17 protein-coding genes are annotated in these 20,912 nt (G+C 45.2%); 6 read left to right on the top strand and 11 right to left on the bottom strand.

Annotation, left to right across the window (positions count from 1 at the left end):
• Nucleotides 1-135: 135 nt before the first annotated feature.
• From glnL to add, 4 genes are all read left to right on the top strand, one after another.
• Nucleotides 136-1,146 (top strand): nitrogen regulation protein NR(II), encoded by a 1,011-nt coding sequence (gene glnL / locus ABMY42_RS15465; protein ID WP_230844640.1) that lies wholly within the window; start codon nucleotides 136-138, stop codon nucleotides 1,144-1,146.
• 60 nt (nucleotides 1,147-1,206) lie between these two features.
• Complete coding sequence (gene glnG, locus ABMY42_RS15460; protein ID WP_005448532.1) at nucleotides 1,207-2,610, top strand: nitrogen regulation protein NR(I); 1,404 nt, start codon at nucleotides 1,207-1,209, stop codon at nucleotides 2,608-2,610.
• A 112-nt stretch (nucleotides 2,611-2,722) separates the two neighbouring features.
• Nucleotides 2,723-5,269, top strand: a complete 2,547-nt coding sequence (locus tag ABMY42_RS15455; protein ID WP_009698990.1) for an EAL domain-containing protein — start codon at nucleotides 2,723-2,725, stop codon at nucleotides 5,267-5,269.
• Nucleotides 5,270-5,417: 148 nt separating this feature from the next.
• On the top strand, nucleotides 5,418-6,422 hold the full coding sequence (add, locus tag ABMY42_RS15450) for an adenosine deaminase (protein ID WP_005448535.1): 1,005 nt from the start codon (nucleotides 5,418-5,420) through the stop codon (nucleotides 6,420-6,422).
• A 67-nt stretch (nucleotides 6,423-6,489) separates the two neighbouring features.
• Here the strand turns inward: add and hemN are convergent, their stop codons facing one another.
• The 5 genes from hemN to ABMY42_RS15425 all read right to left on the bottom strand — a co-directional run bounded on the left by hemN (nucleotide 6,490) and on the right by ABMY42_RS15425 (nucleotide 11,107).
• On the bottom strand, nucleotides 6,490-7,881 hold the full coding sequence (hemN, locus tag ABMY42_RS15445) for an oxygen-independent coproporphyrinogen III oxidase (protein ID WP_349266523.1): 1,392 nt from the start codon (nucleotides 7,879-7,881) through the stop codon (nucleotides 6,490-6,492).
• A 185-nt stretch (nucleotides 7,882-8,066) separates the two neighbouring features.
• Nucleotides 8,067-8,555, bottom strand: coding sequence for a DUF2489 domain-containing protein (locus tag ABMY42_RS15440; RefSeq protein ID WP_005448538.1), 489 nt, complete (start codon nucleotides 8,553-8,555; stop codon nucleotides 8,067-8,069).
• 7 nt (nucleotides 8,556-8,562) lie between these two features.
• On the bottom strand, nucleotides 8,563-9,108 hold the full coding sequence (gene yihI, locus ABMY42_RS15435; RefSeq protein ID WP_005448540.1) for a Der GTPase-activating protein YihI: 546 nt from the start codon (nucleotides 9,106-9,108) through the stop codon (nucleotides 8,563-8,565).
• The gene (locus ABMY42_RS15430; protein WP_050907069.1) at nucleotides 9,108-9,746 is read right to left on the bottom strand and encodes a class I SAM-dependent methyltransferase; all 639 of its coding nucleotides are present in this window, start codon (nucleotides 9,744-9,746) and stop codon (nucleotides 9,108-9,110) included. The genes yihI and ABMY42_RS15430 overlap by 1 nt, the downstream gene beginning before the upstream one ends.
• Before the next feature lie 743 nt (nucleotides 9,747-10,489).
• On the bottom strand, nucleotides 10,490-11,107 hold the full coding sequence (locus ABMY42_RS15425; RefSeq protein ID WP_005448544.1) for a c-type cytochrome: 618 nt from the start codon (nucleotides 11,105-11,107) through the stop codon (nucleotides 10,490-10,492).
• Between the two features lie 159 nt (nucleotides 11,108-11,266).
• Here ABMY42_RS15425 and yihA point away from each other — a divergent pair, with 159 nt between their 5' ends.
• On the top strand, nucleotides 11,267-11,926 hold the full coding sequence (gene yihA / locus ABMY42_RS15420; RefSeq protein ID WP_009698995.1) for a ribosome biogenesis GTP-binding protein YihA/YsxC: 660 nt from the start codon (nucleotides 11,267-11,269) through the stop codon (nucleotides 11,924-11,926).
• 757 nt (nucleotides 11,927-12,683) lie between these two features.
• Here yihA and polA read toward each other — a convergent pair.
• The 3 genes from polA to hemB form a co-directional block, all read right to left on the bottom strand.
• Complete coding sequence (gene polA, locus ABMY42_RS15415) at nucleotides 12,684-15,476, bottom strand: DNA polymerase I (RefSeq protein WP_050907070.1); 2,793 nt, start codon at nucleotides 15,474-15,476, stop codon at nucleotides 12,684-12,686.
• A gap of 606 nt (nucleotides 15,477-16,082) precedes the next feature.
• Complete coding sequence (locus ABMY42_RS15410) at nucleotides 16,083-16,517, bottom strand: GNAT family N-acetyltransferase (RefSeq protein ID WP_009701602.1); 435 nt, start codon at nucleotides 16,515-16,517, stop codon at nucleotides 16,083-16,085.
• Nucleotides 16,518-16,642: 125 nt separating this feature from the next.
• Nucleotides 16,643-17,704, bottom strand: coding sequence for a porphobilinogen synthase (hemB, locus tag ABMY42_RS15405; protein WP_005448548.1), 1,062 nt, complete (start codon nucleotides 17,702-17,704; stop codon nucleotides 16,643-16,645).
• A gap of 186 nt (nucleotides 17,705-17,890) precedes the next feature.
• On the opposite strand from hemB, the gene ABMY42_RS15400 reads away from it, so the two are divergent.
• On the top strand, nucleotides 17,891-18,655 hold the full coding sequence (locus ABMY42_RS15400) for a TatD family hydrolase (protein ID WP_349266522.1): 765 nt from the start codon (nucleotides 17,891-17,893) through the stop codon (nucleotides 18,653-18,655).
• Nucleotides 18,656-19,434: 779 nt separating this feature from the next.
• On the opposite strand, the gene tatC is transcribed toward ABMY42_RS15400, so the two are convergent.
• The 3 genes from tatC to tatA all read right to left on the bottom strand — a co-directional run bounded on the left by tatC (nucleotide 19,435) and on the right by tatA (nucleotide 20,900).
• Nucleotides 19,435-20,181 (bottom strand): twin-arginine translocase subunit TatC, encoded by a 747-nt coding sequence (gene tatC / locus ABMY42_RS15395; protein WP_005448551.1) that lies wholly within the window; start codon nucleotides 20,179-20,181, stop codon nucleotides 19,435-19,437.
• 68 nt (nucleotides 20,182-20,249) lie between these two features.
• Nucleotides 20,250-20,648 carry a Sec-independent protein translocase protein TatB gene (gene tatB, locus ABMY42_RS15390; RefSeq protein WP_005430029.1) on the bottom strand — a complete coding sequence of 133 codons (399 nt, stop codon included), beginning with the start codon at nucleotides 20,646-20,648 and terminating at the stop codon, nucleotides 20,250-20,252.
• A gap of 3 nt (nucleotides 20,649-20,651) precedes the next feature.
• Nucleotides 20,652-20,900, bottom strand: coding sequence for a Sec-independent protein translocase subunit TatA (gene tatA, locus ABMY42_RS15385; protein ID WP_005429959.1), 249 nt, complete (start codon nucleotides 20,898-20,900; stop codon nucleotides 20,652-20,654).
• Nucleotides 20,901-20,912: the final 12 nt, after the last annotated feature.

Genomic DNA, 20,912 nt, shown 5'->3' with positions numbered 1-20,912 from the left:
GCGCTTTTCACTTTTTCTTCTTAGATTTATTCGCCATACTTACGTTCTATTGCACCAATATAGTGCAACGCACAATCACAACGCAAACAAGGACGTAATGTGGATACCAGTCTCTCCAGTGCCATTCTCAATAATATGGTGACAGCTACGCTGATTCTTGATGATGGGTTAGCGGTACGTTACGCCAATCCCGCGGCTGAGTTGTTGTTCTCACAAAGTGCTAAACGCATTGTTGAACAGTCGTTATCTCAGTTAATTCAGCATGCGTCACTGGATCTCGCCCTGCTCACTCAACCATTGCAGAGCGGACAAAGCATCACTGACAGTGACGTCACTTTTGTCGTCGATGGGCGTCCTTTGATGCTCGAAGTTACCGTCAGTCCTATTACATGGCAAAAACAGCTGATGTTGTTGGTTGAGATGCGCAAAATTGATCAGCAACGCCGCCTAACTCAAGAGCTCAATCAACACGCTCAACAACAAGCGGCGAAACTGTTAGTTCGCGGTTTGGCGCATGAAATTAAAAACCCACTCGGCGGTTTACGCGGCGCAGCACAACTATTGGAAAAAATGCTGCCCGACCCTTCCTTGACGGAATACACACACATCATCATTGAACAAGCTGACCGATTGAGAGCCTTGGTTGATCGTCTTCTTGGACCGCAAAAGCCGGGTAAGAAAGCACAAGAAAACCTGCACCAAGTGTTGGAGAAGGTACGTCAATTAGTCGAATTGGAGTCACAGTATTCGCTCGTCATCGAACGAGACTACGATCCGAGCTTGCCAGAGATTTTGATGGACGCGGACCAAATCGAGCAGGCAATGCTCAACATCGTCAGCAATGCGGCACAGATTCTGTCCCACCAAGAACACGGTAAAATCACCATACGCACCAGAACGGTGCATCAAGCCAACATTCATGGTCAGCGTTGCAAACTCGCGGCTCGCGTTGAAATCACTGATAACGGACCAGGAATTCCACCCGAACTGCAAGACACGCTTTTCTACCCTATGGTCAGTGGACGCGAAGGCGGAACCGGACTTGGGCTATCTATTTCACAAAATTTGATCGACCAGCATAACGGCAAGATTGATGTCGAGAGTTGGCCAGGTCACACCACTTTTACTATTTATTTGCCAATCTGACTTGGTTAATTGGCTTTGCTATTCGTCAGTTTTTAGGCTTTTGCTGCAAGGATTTATTACATGAGTAAAGGATATGTTTGGGTCGTCGATGACGACAGTTCGATTCGTTGGGTCATGGAGAAAACCCTCTCCTCAGCCGACATCAAATGCGAAACCTATGCGGATGGGGAAAGCGTTTTAATGGCGCTAGAACGTGAAGTACCAGACGTTTTAGTTTCTGACATTCGCATGCCGGGTATCGATGGCTTAGAGCTATTAAAACAAGTACAACGCGACTACCCAGATCTCCCCGTCATCATCATGACGGCGCATTCCGATTTAGATGCGGCAGTGAACGCCTACCAAAAAGGCGCTTTTGAATACTTGCCCAAACCGTTTGATATCGACGAAACGCTCACATTGGTAGAGCGCGCCATCGCTCACAGCCAAGAGAACAAGCGCGAGCAACTTCTACCGGACGATATCCCTACTGATACACCTGAAATCATTGGTGAAGCACCAGCAATGCAAGAAGTATTTCGTGCTATCGGTCGTTTATCGCGCTCTTCTATTTCTGTTCTGATCAACGGTGAGTCGGGTACCGGCAAAGAATTGGTTGCTCATGCCTTGCACCGCCACAGTCCGCGCGCCAACAAACCTTTTATTGCCCTCAATATGGCTGCGATCCCAAAAGACTTGATTGAATCGGAACTGTTTGGTCACGAGAAAGGCGCATTTACTGGTGCCAATAGCGTCCGTCAAGGTCGCTTTGAGCAAGCCAATGGTGGCACGCTGTTTTTGGATGAAATCGGTGACATGCCATTAGATATTCAGACCCGATTATTGCGCGTGTTGGCGGATGGTCAGTTTTATCGCGTTGGCGGGCACTCTCCAATCCGTGTCGACGTTCGTATTGTCGCAGCCACCCACCAAAACCTTGAAAAATTGGTCCATGAGGGTGATTTCCGCGAGGATTTATTCCATCGTTTGAACGTTATTCGCGTGCAAATCCCCGCACTGAGAGAACGTAAGCAAGACATTGAAAAGCTCACCCAACACTTCCTCGTTCGAGCGGCTGATGAACTCGGTGTTGAAACCAAAACCCTGCATCCATCTTCGGTGGAAATTCTTAATCGCCTTGATTGGCCGGGTAACGTTCGCCAACTGGAAAACATCTGTCGCTGGTTAACCGTTATGGCCAGCGGAAGTGAGGTGCTACCTAGTGATTTGCCTGCCGAATTGCTGGAAGAAAAGAAAATCATCACTGAAACCACCAGCGGCAGTTGGCAAGAACAATTGGCGGATTGGGCACGCCATGCGCTAGAAGCTGGGGATAAAGAACTGCTTTCCTACGCTTTACCAGAATTTGAGCGCATTTTATTGGAAGCCGCATTAGAACATACTAAAGGTCATAAGCAAGATGCCGCTAAAGTATTAGGTTGGGGACGCAATACCCTAACCAGAAAATTGAAAGAACTGTACTGACCTTAAGCGGCAACGAGTTTGACAAAAGGTTATCAAGCGCACACTTTTGCTCTCGCTTGATAACCTAAGTATCAGTACAATTATGGTACGACACCCCTTATATGGCTAGGCAATGTCAAACGCAACGACTCAAATTACACTACGCACCGCTGTACTCATCCCTTTTGTGATGATTTTTTTGCTGGCTATCAGTGTGATTGTTTACGTCCAGAAACAGAGCTATGAAGAGGTTGTTACCGACATCAGTGACAAACAGCTTTCTGTATTAACAGAGAGTGTCCACGATCATCTGAATGATTACCTGCGCAAGCCTTTCACTGCAGTGACTGCGCTTGGTCACAACGTTAGTTACCACAATCTTTATCGCCCGCACGACACCAAAGAAATCCAAGACTATCTGTTAAGTGCCTTTAAGGATTTGTATCATTCGATCCCACAGTTAGATGTCATTGCATTCGGTTCAGAATCTGGGGACTTTACAGGTTTTCGTCGTGAATCTGATGGCGCCTATACACTGATGCTTCAAGACCATCGAACCAATGGCAACTTAGTGATTTACGGTAGTGAAACCATCAGTGATGACATTCGCACCATCATCGAGCCTTACGATCCTCGCACTCGTCCTTGGTACCAACCCATCGCTCAAGACAACAAACCTCGTTGGTCGAGCATCTATGCTAATGCCGACGAACGTCAAGACATCACTCTGTCAGCGATGACGCCTATCTATGAAATGGGTGAGTTTGCTGGTGTGTTGGTAACCGATGTGCGCATCAATACGTTTAACTTATTTTTGCAAAAGCTTAAGCAAGATACGAATGCCTCGGTTTACATCATGGACCAAGAGCAACGCTTAGTGGCGCACTCTGGACAAGGTAGTGTCATTTCTTGGGGGACAAAGTTCTCAGATAAAGGTCAGCGCTTATTCGCTTCAGAAAGCGCAGATCCAGTCATTCAGATGAGCGCGGCTCGCGTCAGTGGCAAAAACCTAAGCTACAGCGATAAGCCTTATACTTTTGAGTTCGACTTCAACGGTCAGCGCACCTTTAGCCGAGTCACACCATATCATGATGCTAACGGTTTAACTTGGTTTATTGGCACTTCGATCTCTGAGACAGAACTGCTTGGCACCCTACCAAAGAACCAGCAAAGAAGCTGGATGGTGGGTATTTTCGTTAGCTTAGTTGGCATCGTCATTAGCATGCTTATCTTCAGCCGAGTTACTCGCCCCATCAATGCCACAGCGACAGCAGCCCAACACCTTGCGAAAGGCGATTGGGATAGCACTATGCCTCGCCCTGGTTATGTGTACGAGACGACTATTCTGGTGCAAGCGTTTAACGAGATGGCAAGCAATCTCAAAGCGTCCTTTAAAGCACTGCGTGAACAACTTGAGTTTGATTCTCTAACCCGCCTGTATAGCCGCCAAGGGCTAATAGAAGTGAGTGACAGCTTACCTCACTCAGGGCAAGGGAGTTTGTATCTTATTGGGATCAACAAATTTAGAGATATCAATGACAGTGTTGGTCATCACAACGGCGATAAGCTTCTGATACACATCGCTGAACGCCTTAAACAGCAACTGCAAGATGAAGCGACACTAGCGCGCATCGGTGGTGATGAGTTTGCCGTATTCATGCCCAACACAAACAGTGATAGCGACATCAGCTTAGTTGAGCGCCGTTTACACCAACTATTGGCAGCACCATTTGTTCTTGATGGTGAAACGGTCGTCATTAAAGTTTCTATTGGCGTCGTACGCACTCAGCCCGATCAGACAATGTCTTTATGGCTGCGTAATGCCAGTATTGCGTTGAGTTACGCGAAACAAGATTCTCGCACCAGCGTCTGCCACTACAGCCCTGAAATGGCGAGCGCGTCTAAATTCCGAACTCAGATGATCGCTAAGATTCAAACAGGCATCGATAACCGTGAATTTGTGCCTTTCTACCAACCTATTATTGATCTTGCATCAGGCAACATTTGTGGCGCCGAAGCACTCGCACGCTGGCACAGTGATTCGGGAATGGTATCTCCGTTAGATTTCATCCCAATCGCCGAAGAAAGCGGCATGATCAAGACCATTGGTCAACAAATCTTATTCCAAGCGTGTAGTGATACTCGTAAAGCAATCGACAGTAGACGTTGGCCTGAAGACTTCCAATTACACGTTAATGTGTCGGTTCATCAGCTTTCAAGCCCTAACTTTGTTGAATCCGTGGCGAAAGTGCTGCGAACAACGGGGCTGCCTGCTACCAATGTGACGCTGGAGATCACCGAGTCGCGCATCATCGACAGCGCACCAACGACACTAGATAATTTGCTCAAACTGCGAGAAATGGGACTAGGTATTGCTATTGATGACTTCGGCACAGGTTACTCATCTCTGGCTTACTTACACGCATTACCGTTTACCTGCTTGAAGATAGACCGCACCTTTATTAATCGTCTGACTAAAGAGAACCTCGACAGCTCTGTTGTATCAGCGATCATCAATATCACCAAAGGCATGAAGACCAATGTAGTAGCAGAAGGCGTGGAAACGGCTGCGCAAGCACAACTGCTCAGTTCACTTGGCTGTAATCAGGTTCAGGGTTTCTACTACAGTCGCCCAATGCCGATGGAAGAATGGCCAACACATTTGGTTAACATGAAGTAGAAAACAGCTGAAATCGTTGATTTCCTAGTCATCCTCTACTGACAACTTGCCTAACTGTTATTTATACTTAACTGCAAATCTTCCCCATGTATTGTCATTGATAATGTTTGGGCTGAGTTCCTGTTCACAACAAACCCGGATCGCCATAATGATAACTAAGAATCTTCCCCTAACTGATTTGCACCGTCACCTTGACGGCAACATTCGTACTAAGACTATTCTTGAGCTTGGTCAGCAATTTGGTATTGCGCTACCTGCTTACGACATCGAATCACTAACACCACACGTTCAAATTGTTGAAGCTGAGCCATCTCTTGTTGCTTTCCTTTCTAAGCTTGATTGGGGCGTAGCAGTGTTGGGTGATCTAGATGCGTGTCGCCGCGTTGCTTACGAAAACGTTGAAGACGCACTAAACGCGCAAATTGATTACGCAGAACTGCGTTTCTCTCCATACTACATGGCGATGAAACACAAACTACCAGTCGCAGGCGTAGTAGAAGCAGTAGTTGATGGCGTGCAAGCGGGTATGCGTGATTTCGGTATCAAGGCAAACCTAATCGGTATCATGAGCCGTACTTTCGGTACTGATGCGTGTCAGCAAGAGCTTGATGCAATCCTTAGCCAAAAAGACCACATGGTTGCCGTTGACCTTGCTGGTGATGAGCTTGGTCAACCAGGTGACCGTTTTGTGTCTCACTTCAAACAAGTGCGCGACGCAGGTCTGAATGTAACGGTGCACGCAGGTGAAGCGGCTGGCGCAGAAAGCATGTGGCAAGCTATTCAAGAGCTTGGAGCGACACGTATCGGTCACGGTGTGAAAGCAATCCACGATCCTAAACTGATGGATTACCTTGCAGAAAACCGTATTGGTATTGAATCGTGCCTAACGTCAAACTTCCAAACTAGCACTGTTGAATCATTAGCAAACCACCCACTGAAACAGTTCCTAGATCACGGCGTACTTGCGTGTCTAAACACGGACGATCCAGCAGTGGAAGGTATTGAACTGCCTTACGAATACGAAGTGGCGGCACCAGCAGCAGGCCTAACTCAAGAACAGATTCGCCAAGCGCAAATCAACGGTCTAGACATCGCTTTCCTATCAGATGCAGAAAAAACTGAACTGAAAGAAAAAGTGAAAGATCGCGCTTAATTGCCGCAAAAACATAAAAAAATGCCAGCATTTGCTGGCATTTTTTATATCTAGAATCGGCTAAAGATTAGATAACGCGCGAGAATTGCTGCTGACGCGCTTTCGCTCTTAGGTATTTATCGAAGCTCATGCAGATGTTACGGATCAACAGACGACCACGAAGCGTAACGCGCATTTCACGGTCATCCACTTCCACTAACTCGTCATTAATGAAGGTTTGTAGTAGCTCTAGGTCTTCTTTAAAGTATTGCTCAAACTTAACGCCAAATTCAGACTCAATCGCCTTCTTATCCAGCTTAAAGTTACAGATAAGCTGTTTGATCACTTCACGACGTAGCAAATCATCCGCATCCAGTGATACACCTTTCCACAGCGCGTGGCGAGATTCATTCACTTGTGCGTAGTACTTTTTCAATTCTTTTTGGTTTTGTGCGTAGGCATCACCAATCATTGAAATTGCAGAAACACCAAAGCCTACCAAGTCACATTCACCTTGCGTCGTGTAACCTTGGAAGTTGCGGTGCAAGATGCCTTCACGTTGAGCAACAGCAAGCTCATCATCTGGCATAGCAAAGTGGTCCATACCGATGAACTGGTAACCAGCACCTGTTAGCGTAGCGATAGTGTCTTGCAGAATCGCCATCTTCTCTTCCGCTTTTGGCAAATCTTCGTCTTTGATCTTACGCTGCGCAGCAAACAGTTGTGGCATGTGCGCATAGTTAAACACAGACAAACGACCTGGCTGCATTTCTAACACTTGCTCTAGTGTCTTCGCAAAAGATGCCTTAGTTTGCTTCGGTAAACCGTAAATCAAATCAAGGTTGGTTGAGCGGAAACCAAGTTCTTTTGCACGAGCAACCATCGCAAAGATAAATGCTTCATCTTGCTCACGGTTCACGAGCTGTTGAACTTCTTTATTGAAATCCTGCACGCCAATGCTCAGACGGTTGAAGCCTTCACCACGCAAGTGATCCAGCATAGTGAGCTCGATTTCACGTGGGTCAACTTCAATACTGATTTCCGCATCCGCACTAAACGTAAACTCTTGGCGTAGCAAGTTCATCACACGCGTGATTTGCTTTTCAGATAGGAAAGTTGGTGTACCACCACCAAAGTGCAATTGAGTCACCTGGCGTTCACCCAATAGTGACGCGCGTTGACGAATCTCGTGCTCAAGTACATCCAAGTATTCGTCAGCCTTATGCGAATGGCGAGTAATGACTTTATTACAGCCACAGTAGTAGCAAAGCTTATGACAAAACGGAATGTGAACGTACAGAGATAGCGGACGATCTGGGTACTGAGTGCATGCCATATCGTAGTCCGAAATGGTAAACGCTTCATGAAACTCCAGTGCTGTCGGGTACGACGTGTAGCGCGGGCCAGAGTAGTTGTACTTATCCAATACCGCTTGATCCCAGACGATTTGCTGTTTCGATTCAGTGTGTTGATTCGACATGGTGGTACTTTCCGTTAAATGCTAGGGAGACGAAAGCCGTCGCCCGATATTCAGAAACCGTTATTTTGCCATACGACGATGACAACTACGGTAGTCGCTGTCGGCTTTTTAAGTATAAAACCAAAGAAGTGCTAGCGTGATCACGATACCCCCATTGGTTATAAGGAAACCATCGGGGGCACCAATTAGATCATCTGAATATTGATTTGGTTATTCAGTGGCTGAACGTCTTTTTGCAACACTTTGAGCTCTTCGATGATCGCGTCCGTTAAGCGCTGTTCAGCTTTGTGACGCGTCAGGTTCTGTTGCATACGTTCTTTTTTGGCAAGCTGCTGGCGATCTTCGCCGCGCGCCATATCTTTCACGGTATGGTACAACTCAGAAATCGCAGGGTATGTGGCATCAAAATCGATACGGTCTTCACCTTGGACATAATCCATGATGTTGTAAACACGAATACTGATTTCCGACAAGTCACATTGCCCTTGGATGCCCGCCTGACACAAGGTATGCACGTTCTCAAAAATGTTGGCGTTACGCTTATCGATCGCCAATTTTTGATGCTTCAGCTGCAATTCCTTTTGCTTTTTCAATTGAAGCAGAAGGTAACCTGCATAAGAAGCCAGCGCGATAATAATCACTGCACCCGCAATCGCTAATAAGGTTACGTTCATGGATTACTTATCCTTTGTAGTCGTCGAAGTTGATATCGTCGAAGTCTGCAAGTAGATCGTCGTCGTTACGAGACCCTTTTACTGCTGGCGCAGTAAAGTCTTCGTCGTCTTCTTCCGGCTCTAGTAGACCTAGTTGATCCATTAGCTTCTCGATGCGATCTAGCTTCTCGTCTACATATTTCTGTAAACCAGTACCTAGGTTCTCACCCGCTTCGATACGATCCAACAACACGTTCAATTGCGCATCGTTTTCTAGCATCTCTAGCTCTTGCTCAGCAGATAGACGACGCTCTTGTTTAGTTTGCTTCTTCGCTGGCTCAACAATCAGAGGAATCTTCTTCTTGCTGCCTAAGCGAGGATCGCGTTTTTGCGCTGCGGCTTGTTTCTTCTGCTCTTCCGCATCAGAGTTGCGGCTACCAGTCTTCAAGCCTTTACGCTTTTTCGCGCGCTTACGTAGACGACCTTCTACATCTGATTCTGTACGGTTACGAGTTACTACAAACTCAGGTGCGCCAGAGGCACCTGGCTTTCTTGATTTCTTTTTACGGCTCATTACTGGGTCTTCCTCAGTAAAATTACATCATTACCAATAAATTCGAGTTCGAGCTTATCCCGCTCTGCTAGGAACTGGAACGTATCACGGCTAAAGAACACCACATGCGTTGGATCGTTCTTATAGTGCCATGTCCGAAAGGCTTCTACATCGATGACCATTTTCGTCATCAGGCCTATCCAGCCACCTGGCTTAACTAAATTCAACCATTGCTTCCACACCATATCTGGGTGGTAGAGGTGTTCGATCACCTCTGTTGCTGTCATGAAATCGTACTGCTTTTCCAACACACAAGTATCTGGGTGATAGTAAAGATCGTACAACGCCATGTTGTGCCCCGCTTCTTCTAACATTAAGGAAAGCGTAGGGCCCGGACCACAACCAAAGTCGATTCCGTTCGATTGTGGTGAAATTCGCTCTGTGATTGGGTCAGCAATTCGTGCCAAAAAACGGCGATATCCCATATCTTCAGGATTGTTCTCATGCAGATCATAATGAGCTTTTTCAGTTTCCGCATCCAAACGTTGGTCTGGATTGACGAATACCAAACTGCACTGCTCACATTGAAGATACTCGCGTTGCTTATCTTCAAAAAAGTGGTGAGTGCGCTGATTCTGGCATAAAGGACAGGTGTGCATGCTGACTTCCTCAAACAGGGATGCGAAACATACCAGAAAGTGGACTCAGATTGGAGTGTTACTGGATACTTTTTCAGCAGTTTTTGTTAAAAAAGTTTTTATCGGAATTGAAGGTATAAAAAAAGCGACAGTGAGACTGTCGCTTTCTGAATGCCACCAATAGTGGCGAAACTGTGTTGCACTCATTTGGTGCACCAAGAATCCTTTTGTTTTTCGAGCTTTCCTTGCCAAAAAGTGTTGTTCTTCATCTTCCTGATGAGTTTTGGCTATCCGTTTACTTCCTGTCTACTGAGCTACTTCCTGAGCTTGATCCGTTTCGCTGTCTTAACCGTTAGACTAGATGACCATCCATATCTGATAGGCTCCTTGCCTACCTAAGTCCCTTTTCCGACTATCAAACGTCCTTCGTTTGCGTCCTTGGAGACCTTATATCCATGGTCTAAATTCCTGTCATTCACTCCTTGTGAACAGCCTCTACTTTACGGACTGGATAAAAACCGACAAGTCATTGAAAAAAATTATTGATAGTTTTTTTGGGTCAAAAATAAATAGTTCAATCTATCAATAACTTAAAGAACAAGATGAGAAATAGTATCGAACAAGTATGGCAAATGTCTCACAAAGCACCTAGCTAACTATCACTTGTGAATGAAAATCCATATGTGATCAAGATCACTAACAAAAATGCCCCAGCAAAAAAGCTAGGGCATATTTGTATAACTGTGCTCGAACTATGTAGGGGTTTAGTGCAGACCGCCAACGTATTTCGACAGAACTTCGATGTCTTCGTCTGTCATTTTTTTCGCGATGTCACGCATCATGGCGTTCATATCGTTACCACGGTTACCATCACGGAACTTTTCTAGCTGAGCTTTGATGTAGTCAGAGTGCTGACCAGAAATTTTAGGGAAACCTGAAAGCTCAGTGCCGTTACCACGAGGGCCGTGACATGCGATACATGCGGTTAGACCGCGTTCTGCGTTACCAGCGGTGTAAAGTACTTTACCTTTGTCAACAACATCTTCTGGTGTTGAACTCTCTGAGATTGGTAGAGAGGCATAGTATGCAGATAGATCAGCGATGTCTTCATCGCTCAGTGGCATTGCCATACCACTCATCACAGGGTCGTAACGACCTTGCTTACCACCACTAGTCATACCTAGTTTTAGATCTTTTAACTGCTTCTCAAGATACTTAGCGTGTTGGCCTGCAAGTTTCGGGTACATTGCGATTGCACTGTTACCGTCCGCTCCGTGACAGGCGACACAAGTTTGTGATTTTGCTTTACCAGCTTCAATATTACCTTGGGCCCATACTGAGCAACTGGCTAAAAGACTCAAAATTAGCGCTAATTTCTTCATGACATTCCATTATAATTATCAAGCTTCCAGTACCACGGAATGTGAACATACCGCGTACACTCATGGTACAATAGGCGACCTTATGCCGAGCACGGTTATTTTACACAATTTCACAAAAAAGTAATCAATCGACTACACAAAGTCGAGATGGAGTTAACAGTGAGCGTAAAAATTCATTACCAAAACACGCATTTCATCACCAGCGCACCCGATATTCGTCACTTACCTGAGGACGAAGGTGTCGAAATTGCGTTTGCAGGACGCTCAAACGCTGGTAAATCGAGTGCACTTAACCGTCTTACTAACCAAAAAAGCTTAGCAAAGACATCAAAGACACCAGGTCGTACTCAATTGATCAACCTTTTCAAAGTGGAAGAAGGTTGTCACATTGTCGATTTGCCAGGATATGGCTTCGCTCAAGTACCGGTTGAGATGAAGAACAAATGGCAAAAATCATTAGGTGAATACCTACAGAAACGCGAGTGCCTAAAAGGCTTGGTGGTTCTGATGGACATCCGTCACCCAATGAAAGATCTCGACCAACAAATGATTTTCTGGGCAATCGACAGCCGCATCCCTGTTCAAGTTCTTCTGACTAAAGCAGACAAACTGAAAAGCGGTGCTCGCAAACAAACGCTACTGAAAATCCGCAAGCAAGTGGAAACATTTGGTGGTGACGTATCGGTTGACGTGTTCTCTTCACTGAAAGGTCTAGGTGTCGATCAGCTACGTGCCAAACTGGACACTTGGTTTGCACCAGCATTTGCACACTTGATTGAAGAAGACGAGCAAGGCGCTCCAGAGAGCGGCGAAGAATAATTAACAAAATTTGTTAAATTTTTTCGACACAGCCCTGCCTTTTGGTGGGGCTTTTGTTTATCTGTCATCTAAAAACGTGAATTTCAGGCAATAAAAATCCCCACCTTCCTGGCAGGGATAACGGGAGAGAAAAATTGGTAATTATTGTTATGTGGCGAAGCATTACTGAACTGAGATTCGATTTCAATAGGTTAAAAAGCAATCTTATTTCCTGCTCACCGACAAATATCCCCACCCAAACCATCCAATAGTCTTAACATTCAGATAGTTAAGTTAAACGAAGTATCAAAAAGACGTAACTTAGTTTCTTTCAAGAAAAAATAATAGTGTGACTGGCGTAAATTTACAGCATGAATAACGCAATAAATTTAAAGGAAAAATCGAGATTTTGCAGTGACTTAGAGAGGTCAAAAAAGAAGGTTTTTGAGGATTTAGCTTAACTTACTGATCAAAAAGAAAATTTTTCTTTCGCCCAATAAAAAACGCCCCAGTCAAAAACTGACTGGGGCGGCTGAATCAGCCTAATCCAATAACGTGAAACAAAAGGTCTGAAAGATAGAACATCTTACCTCTGTACCCTACGAGAGATAATGTACAACAATTGGTCAGATTTGCAAAGAACTTTTGTAGTTTTTTTTCATGAAAGTTTTATTAAGCAACATTAAATCTCAGATCTGATTTGCTTTTTTAATGACACAAAAAAGCCAGCGTTTGTGCGCTGGCTCATACTAAATAGGCTAAATTGGCTTAAAAATGACTAGTGTGCTTGATCCCAGTTGTCACCATGACCTGCTTCTGCCACTAGAGGCACTTTCAGCTCTGCTGCAGATTCCATCAAATTCTGTACTTTACTTTCAATTTCGGACAAAGACGACTCTTCAACTTCAAATACCAGTTCATCGTGTACTTGCATCAGAAGTTTCACTCGACCGTTGCCTTCTTCTTGAATCCACTGATCAACTAACAACATCGCTTTCTTGATGATGTCCGCAGCGGTACCTTGCATCGGTGCATTGATCGCTGCACGTTCTGCCGCCTTACGACGCATGCCGTTACGAGATTGAATTTCAGGAAGGTGTAGACGGCGACCAAAGATGGTCTCGACGAAGCCTTGCTCTGAAGCCGCACTGCGCGTGTCTTCCATGTACTGCATCACGCCTGGATAGCGCTCGAAGTACTTGTCCATGTACGCTTGAGCTTCACCACGAGGAATACCCAGTTGCTTCGCCAAACCAAATGCACTCATGCCGTAGATTAGACCGAAGTTAACCGCTTTCGCACGGCGACGTTGCTCACTTGAAACGTCTTCAATAGAAACGCCCATGATTTCTGCTGCCGTTGCTGCGTGGATATCTTTACCATCACGGAACGCATCAAGCAGTGCTTGGTCACCTGATAGATGCGCCATAATACGCAATTCAATCTGAGAGTAGTCGACTGCCAGAATCTTGTAACCCGTAGGAGCAACGAATGCCTGACGAATACGACGACCTTCTTCATTGCGAATTGGGATGTTCTGCAAGTTAGGATCGGTTGAAGATAGACGACCCGTTGCTGTCACCGCTTGGTGGTAAGAAGTATGCACACGACCCGTTGATGGGTTGATCATCTTCGGTAGTTTGTCGGTGTACGTTGATTTTAGCTTCGCCAGACCACGGTATTCCAAAATCAGTTTTGGTAGTGGGTAATCCAAAGCCAGTTCTTGCAGCACTTCTTCATTTGTAGAAGGTGTGCCTGATGGCGTCTTCTTGATAACTGGTAGACCCATTTTTTCAAACAGAAGCGCTTGCAGTTGCTTCGGTGAGTTCATATTGAACTCTTGTTCTGCAATCTCGTACGCCTTTTGCTCAAGCTCGTCCAGACGTGCAGCAATTTCTACCGACTGTGCGCTAAGCTTCATGTCATCAATCAATACACCAGTACGTTCAATGCGAGACAGCACTGGCACGAGTGGCATTTCGATTTCTTCGTATACGGTTTTTAGCTTTTCATCTTGTTCGATGTTAGCAAACAAACGGTTATGTAGACGAAGTGTCACATCTGCATCTTCTGCAGCATATGGTGAAGCTTCATCCAGATCGATTTGGTTGAAGGTCAGTTGGTTTTTACCTTTACCTGCGATTTGCTCGAATGAAATGCAGCTGTGCTGTAGGAAGCGCAGTGCCAAGCTGTCCATATCGTGCTTGCCGCCTACACTGTTGTAGACGTAAGAAGCCAACATAGTGTCGTGCTTGATGCCTTTCATCTCAATGCCGTAGCGAGCCAACACAGATGCATCGTATTTTAGGTTTTGACCGACTTTCGCTTGAGCGTCGTCTTCAAGAATCGGCTTCAGCTGTTCAAGTACCCAATCACGATCCAGCTGCTGAGGCGCATCTAGGTAGTCATGAGCCACTGGAACATAAGCCGCAATGCCTTCATCGGTCGCAAATGATAGACCGACTAGATTTGCCACCATGTAGTCTAGGCTGTCGGTTTCGGTATCAAACGCAATTAATTCAGATGCCTTTAGTTTGTCTAACCAAGCATTAAATGAAGCTTCATCTAGGATGGTTTCATACTGGCTACGGTCGATTTTTACTGCTGAGGTATCCATATCTGCTTTAGATGAAGCAGAACCACCACGCGCAGCGCCGGTTGATTCATCCGCTTCTACTACACCTGTGCCGCCTTCTAATAGCTCATTCAACCAAGACTTAAACGTCAACTGACCGTACAGTTTGATCAGTTCATCTGTGCTTGGTTCTGCTTTTAGCAATGATTCTGGCGTCTCCTCCAGCTCCACATCCAACTTGATGGTCGCTAGCTCGTAAGACAGCATTGCGTTGTCTTTGTTGTCGACTAGCTTCTTCGCCATGGTTTTTGAACCACGGAAGCCAAGCGCAGCGATATCGTCGAGGTTTTCATACAGCTTAGTCAGACCACCAATGCCTTGTAGCAAAGCAGTAGCGGTTTTATCACCCACACCCGGAACGCCAGGAATGTTATCAACTTTATCACCCATCAATGCTAGGTAGTCGATGATCAATTCTGGTGGGATACCAAACTTCTCAACCACACCTTCACGATCCATCACGACGTTCGTCATGGTGTTGATCAACGTAACGTTGTCATCCACCAACTGCGCCATATCTTTATCGCCAGTACTGATCAAAACAGGCATGCCTTGCTGCGATGCTTGATAAGCCAGAGTACCAATCACGTCATCGGCTTCTACACCTGGAATACAGATCAATGGCAGACCCATAGCACGAATAACGTTATGCAGAGGTTCAATCTGGCAACGAAGATCGTCCGGCATTGGTGGACGATTCGCTTTGTATTCCGGGTACATATCGTCACGGAAGGTTTTACCCTTCGCATCGAAAACCACTGCGATACGATCAGAAGCAAACTGACGCATCATGCTGCGTAACATGTTGACTACACCGTAAACTGCGTTAGTTGGAATTTCACCGTTACTCATCGTGCCTGGGTAAGCGTGAAAAGCGCGATATAGATAAGAAGAGCCGTCGATCAGAATCAACGGATTTTCAGGAATACTTGCCATAATTGTCTGTATCCAAATCAGTACTTAATAGATCTGCTTAGAATGCCATGACTGCTGATCCGAATCTATCTTGTTCGCTCGATCAAGGTCGCGGAAATTTTCCGATGTTATTCACGAAATTTGCACATTCTTGTGGATAACTCTGTTTATAGAAATTATCCACTGGTTATCCAACGGAAATAAAACCAACAAAACACCAACGTAAGACATTGTTTTTAATAAAAATAAATACCAACAGGCGAGAAGATCAACGATCCTAAAATGATCATGACATGTGGAAAAGTTGCCAATAGAGGCGTCAATTAGAAATCTCAGAAAAGAAAAAAGCGACCCAATTGGGTCGCCTAGCAGAAGTGGTGAAGCTATTTCCATTTATATGGCAGCTTAACCAAGAAGCTATAAATTACACTGGAAGCAATGTGAGCAATGTCGTGTCAAAAAGAATTCGTGCAAGTTCTGGGGAAAATGTTTCATTACCTTCTCAACACTCAGTTAATTAGCAACTCAACGTCCTTGTGAACTTTCCTCATTCCCTAAGACAGGTTTAATAATAATGATTCTCATTTAACAGTCAATACCTAAATGAGAAAAAATCTCATTTATTTTTTATAGCGCCTTAATGAAGTGGACTCGAGACTCACGCAAGTTGGTTTTTTCTTCAAACTTTTCAATGATATAGTCGTTTCTTAGCAACAAACGAAGCATGGCAGGAAATTGATTGCGTGATTTCACTTTTAACGTTTTGTAGCCCTGCTCTGCGACCCATTCTTCTTGCGCTTCCAATAACATCTGAGCCACACCCTCATTGCGCGCTTCTGGCGCAACGCCACCAAACCAGCTGTAAAAGGTGTAATCATCTAACTCATAGCCGATTTTAAAGCCAAGGATAGCTCCTGCTTTCTCAGCGACTAAGATTAAGCTTTTTTTATCCCCAAGACGCTCTGCCATGGATTCAACCGTCTCACCACGTGCAAACTCAGTAACACGAGCCACCACTTGGATCGCTTCTTCCAGTGTGCCTTCACGAATCAGCATTGTCATTGTCTTACTCTCCAGAAATAAATATACCCAAGTAACTTCAAGCCGTGTGTATTCCGTCTTGAGGGTACTTGGGTATATTCAGACCGACAACAATTGTCGGTCTGGTTTTTCTCATTGAGCGATAATTACTCGTCTGTCGCTTCTTGAGTCTTTACTAGGTGCTCTGCAGCTTGTGCGTTTTCTTCCGCTAACCACTCTGCTACATCTTTCGCGAAGTAAGTCAGGATGCCATCCGCGCCTGCACGTTTGAAGCAAAGCAGAGATTCCATCACGGTCTCGCGCTCTTTTAGCCAACCATTCATGATGGCTGCTTTATGCATCGCGTACTCACCAGAAACTTGGTAAGCGAACGTTGGAACTTGAAGCTCAGTCTTAACACGACGAACCACATCAAGGTAAGGCATACCTGGCTTAACCATCACCATGTCTGCGCCTTCATTGATATCAAGAGCCACTTCATGTAGCGCTTCATCCGTATTCGCAGGGTCCATTTGGTAGTTTTTCTTGTTGCCACCTTTTAGGTTCGCTGATGAACCAACTGCATCACGGAATGGACCGTAGTAGTTTGATGCGTATTTCGCAGAGTAAGCCATGATTTGAGTATGGATGTGACCCGCTTCTTCTAGTGCTTCACGGATTTTACCGATACGGCCATCCATCATGTCTGATGGTGCAACCACGTCTGCACCCGCTTCTGCGTGAGACAGCGCTTGTTTTACGAGAACTTCGGTTGTCTCATCATTCATCACGTAGCCATCTTCGTCGATGATGCCGTCTTGACCATGAGTAGTGAACGGGTCAAGTGCCACGTCTGTGATCACACCGATTTGAGGCACGTGCTCTTTTAATGCACGTACTGCGCGCTGAACCAAACCTTCAGGGTTGTAAGCTTCAGCAGCACATAAGCTTTTAGCGTCTTGGTTTACGACAGGGAAAAGCGCGATTGCTGGTACGCCTAGGTTTGCTAGGTATTGTGCTTCTTCTAGCATTAAATCAATCGACAAACGTTCTACACCCGGCATCGATTCAACACTTTCACGACGATCTTTACCCATCAGAATGAACATTGGGTAAATCAAATCGTTTACTGAAACTTGGTTTTCAGCCATCAAACGACGACTAAAATCGTGCTTACGCATACGACGCATACGGCGTGCAGGGAATGGACCTTGAATTGATACAGACACCACTTTCTCCTTGTCTGGAAGGTTACGATGATCAAATCATCTGGTGGCAAAATCATATCACTCTTGATACACCTTGCGAGCAGCAATATGGAAAAACGGCATGAAAAAAACCGAAAATGACCCCGCACTCACACTCAAGTATACTTCTCACTAATTCCATACACCGATAAACCATAGAGACCAACCATGATCGATACTCACGCTCATATTTACGCTAGCGAATTTGATAACGACCGCGACGAGGTAGTGAAGCGCGCTTTAGAACAAGGCATTGATAAAATTCTGCTGCCGAACATCGATCTTGAGTCTATTGAGCCGATGCTAAAAACCGAAGCGGCTTATCCTGAGGTTTGTCGTTCAATGATGGGGCTGCATCCATGTTACGTCGATGGCAATGTCGAGCAAACACTGGAAATCATCCATGGCTGGTTTAAAAAGCACAACTTTATTGCAGTGGGTGAAATCGGTATCGATCTGTACTGGGATAAAACCTTCCGAGCAGAGCAAGAGATGGCGTTTGTGACTCAGTTAACCTGGGCTAAAGAGATGGATTTGCCTGTCGTTATCCACACTCGTGATTCAATTGAAGAAACACTGACCTTACTTCGTCAAGAACAAGATGGTCGCTTGCGTGGTGTATTCCATTGTTTTGGTGGCAGTTTAGAAGAAGCACAGGCGATCAACGAGCTTGGGTTCCACTTAGGTCTGGGCGGAGTATCAACCTTCAAAAACGGCGGTATGGATAAGGTCATCCCGCATTTGGATATGAACTGGATAATTCTAGAAACAGACTGCCCGTACCTTGCCCCTGTTCCACATCGTGGGAAACGTAACGAACCAGCTTACACTTCTTTAGTGGCGGCGCGCGTGGCGGAACTACGCGGAGAAAGCCTTGAAGCGATTGATGCTCTGACGACCAAAAACGCAGAAGAGTTGTTTAGCCTGAAGTGATGTAAGTACTTACATAATTTAAAATCAAACATTTCCTTATAATTCAATAAATTAACATTAAATATATAAGTAACATGCTATTGAGATATAAGCGCTTCTCTCCCTAAACTATTGCCCATATATTCAATGATATGGGCTGCTCATGAACACTTGCCAGCACGGTATTTACTTACAGCGTCAAAAACGCACCCTATTGCAAAAACTAATGGGCATCAAAGAGGTATACATCTGCTCAAGGTGCGGATACATCCGCAAAATTACATAGTCTTGGTATACCCAAGTAACCTCGAGATGCTAGGTTCAGCGCGACTGACTTGGTTTGTAGACGCGGCGGCGATTTAAAGGTTTAGTGGGTCTAAATCAAGAATCGGCAACAAAGTATACAAGCCAAGGTAGGTCGCCCTTTGGGAGCGTGTCATTGACCCGATTGCTGCGTCAAACAACTTGGGTATATAGATAATTTAGTGCTACAAACCAATTATTTCATAATCATATAGTTGTACTCTTAACTATATAGTTAGTCCCATTGAATTATGTACATGATTTCACATAAAATGCCCGCCGGCTTATAAAATAAAAAAGATAGGATTCGCAATGTGTAATCACGGAGTGTATTTACAACGTCAACAACGCAGTTGGTTTCAAAAATTGATTGGAATTAAAGAAGTATATGTCTGCTCTAAATGCGGTCACGAAATCAAGCTTCGATAAACTGTAGATACCAAAAAGCGGCTCCATGAGCCGCTTTTTTAATACTAAATGGTGGAGTTGGAGTTACTTTACTCTTCCACTTGCTCTTCTTCATCTTTACGTGTGTAGAAACGCGCGAAGAACAAACCCACCTCAAACAGCAAACACATAGGGATTGCCAGTAGGGTCTGAGAAATCATATCCGGCGGCGTAAGTAACATACCGACAATAAATGCACACACGATGATGTATGGACGCTTCTCTTTCAGATCTTGTGGTGTGGTTGCGCCAGTCCAACATAGCAAAATGATCGCCACAGGTACTTCAAACGCGATACCAAACGCCATAAACAGCGCCAGCACAAAGTCGAGGTAACTTGAGATGTCGGTTGCGAACTCTACCCCACCAAGAGAGATAGCGGTAAAGAAGCCAAACACCAGTGGGAATACCACGAAGTAAGCAAAGGCAACACCGCAGTAGAACAACAGTGAGCTAGAGAACAGCAATGGCATGATCAATCGACGTTCATGCTTGTACAAGCCTGGCGCAACAAATGCCCACACTTGGTACAAGATAAACGGCACCGCAATAAACACCGAAGCAATCAAGGTTAGCTTCAAAGGCGTGAAAAACGGTGAAGCCACATCGGTAGCAATCATCGTGGCACCTTCAGGTAAGCGTTCTACCAAAGGGGCTGAGACAAACTCATAGATGTGGTTAGAGAAGTAAATTAGTCCAACAAACACCACCAATACTGCAGCAATGGCTTTGAGCAGTCGGTTGCGAAGTTCTAATAAATGACTAATTAAAGGTTGTGTCTGCTCGACGGTAGACATGGCAAACCTCTTTTTTAAAACCTGATCAAAAAGGAGCTACCAATCACTAGTAGCTCCTCCTAATGAGACTATTCGGCTTTCTTATCTGCCGCTGTAACCTTAATCTCTTCCGCTTTCTCAACGGTTTCAGTCGCAGGTGCCTCTTGTTTAGGCTCCGCTTCTGATTTGGTTGGTTCCGCGTAAGGGCGGTTTACAGATTGCGCCGCTTTCTTCAATTCTTCGACCGAAGATTTCAGCTCAGGAGATAGATCATCCATCCCCATTTGCTCAGCTTTGCGCAAGTTTTCTTGCAGTTCTTGAACTTTCAGCTCGTGTGACAACTCGTCTTTGACGCTATTTGCCATACTCTTCGCTGCTCCGACAAAACGAGAGACACTGCGGATGGCATGTGGCAAACGCTCTGGACCAAGAACAACCAGACCAACAACAGATATTAATACCAGTTCCCAAAAACCGATATCAAACACGTTTTACGCCTGCTCTTTGTCTTTTTTCGATTCAGGAGCTGCTTCTTTCTTTTGCTGCTCTTCTAGACTTTTTGGCTCGAAGTCTGCGTCTTTGTCGTCTTTCTTCGCAGGCTCATCTTCGCTCATTGCTTTTTTGAAGCCCTTAACGGCACCACCCAGATCGCCACCGATACCGCGTAGTTTCTTAGTTCCGAATAGCAATACAACAATTACAGCAATGATTAGAAGTTGCCAAACACTGATACCACCCATTCTTTTTACCTC

This window comes from Vibrio sp. SSH13-20 (genome assembly GCF_040104475.1).
Classification (GTDB): domain Bacteria; phylum Pseudomonadota; class Gammaproteobacteria; order Enterobacterales; family Vibrionaceae; genus Vibrio; species Vibrio harveyi.
The sequence above is the reverse complement of the archived record's forward strand: the minus strand, read 5'-3'. Positions and strand labels throughout refer to the sequence as shown.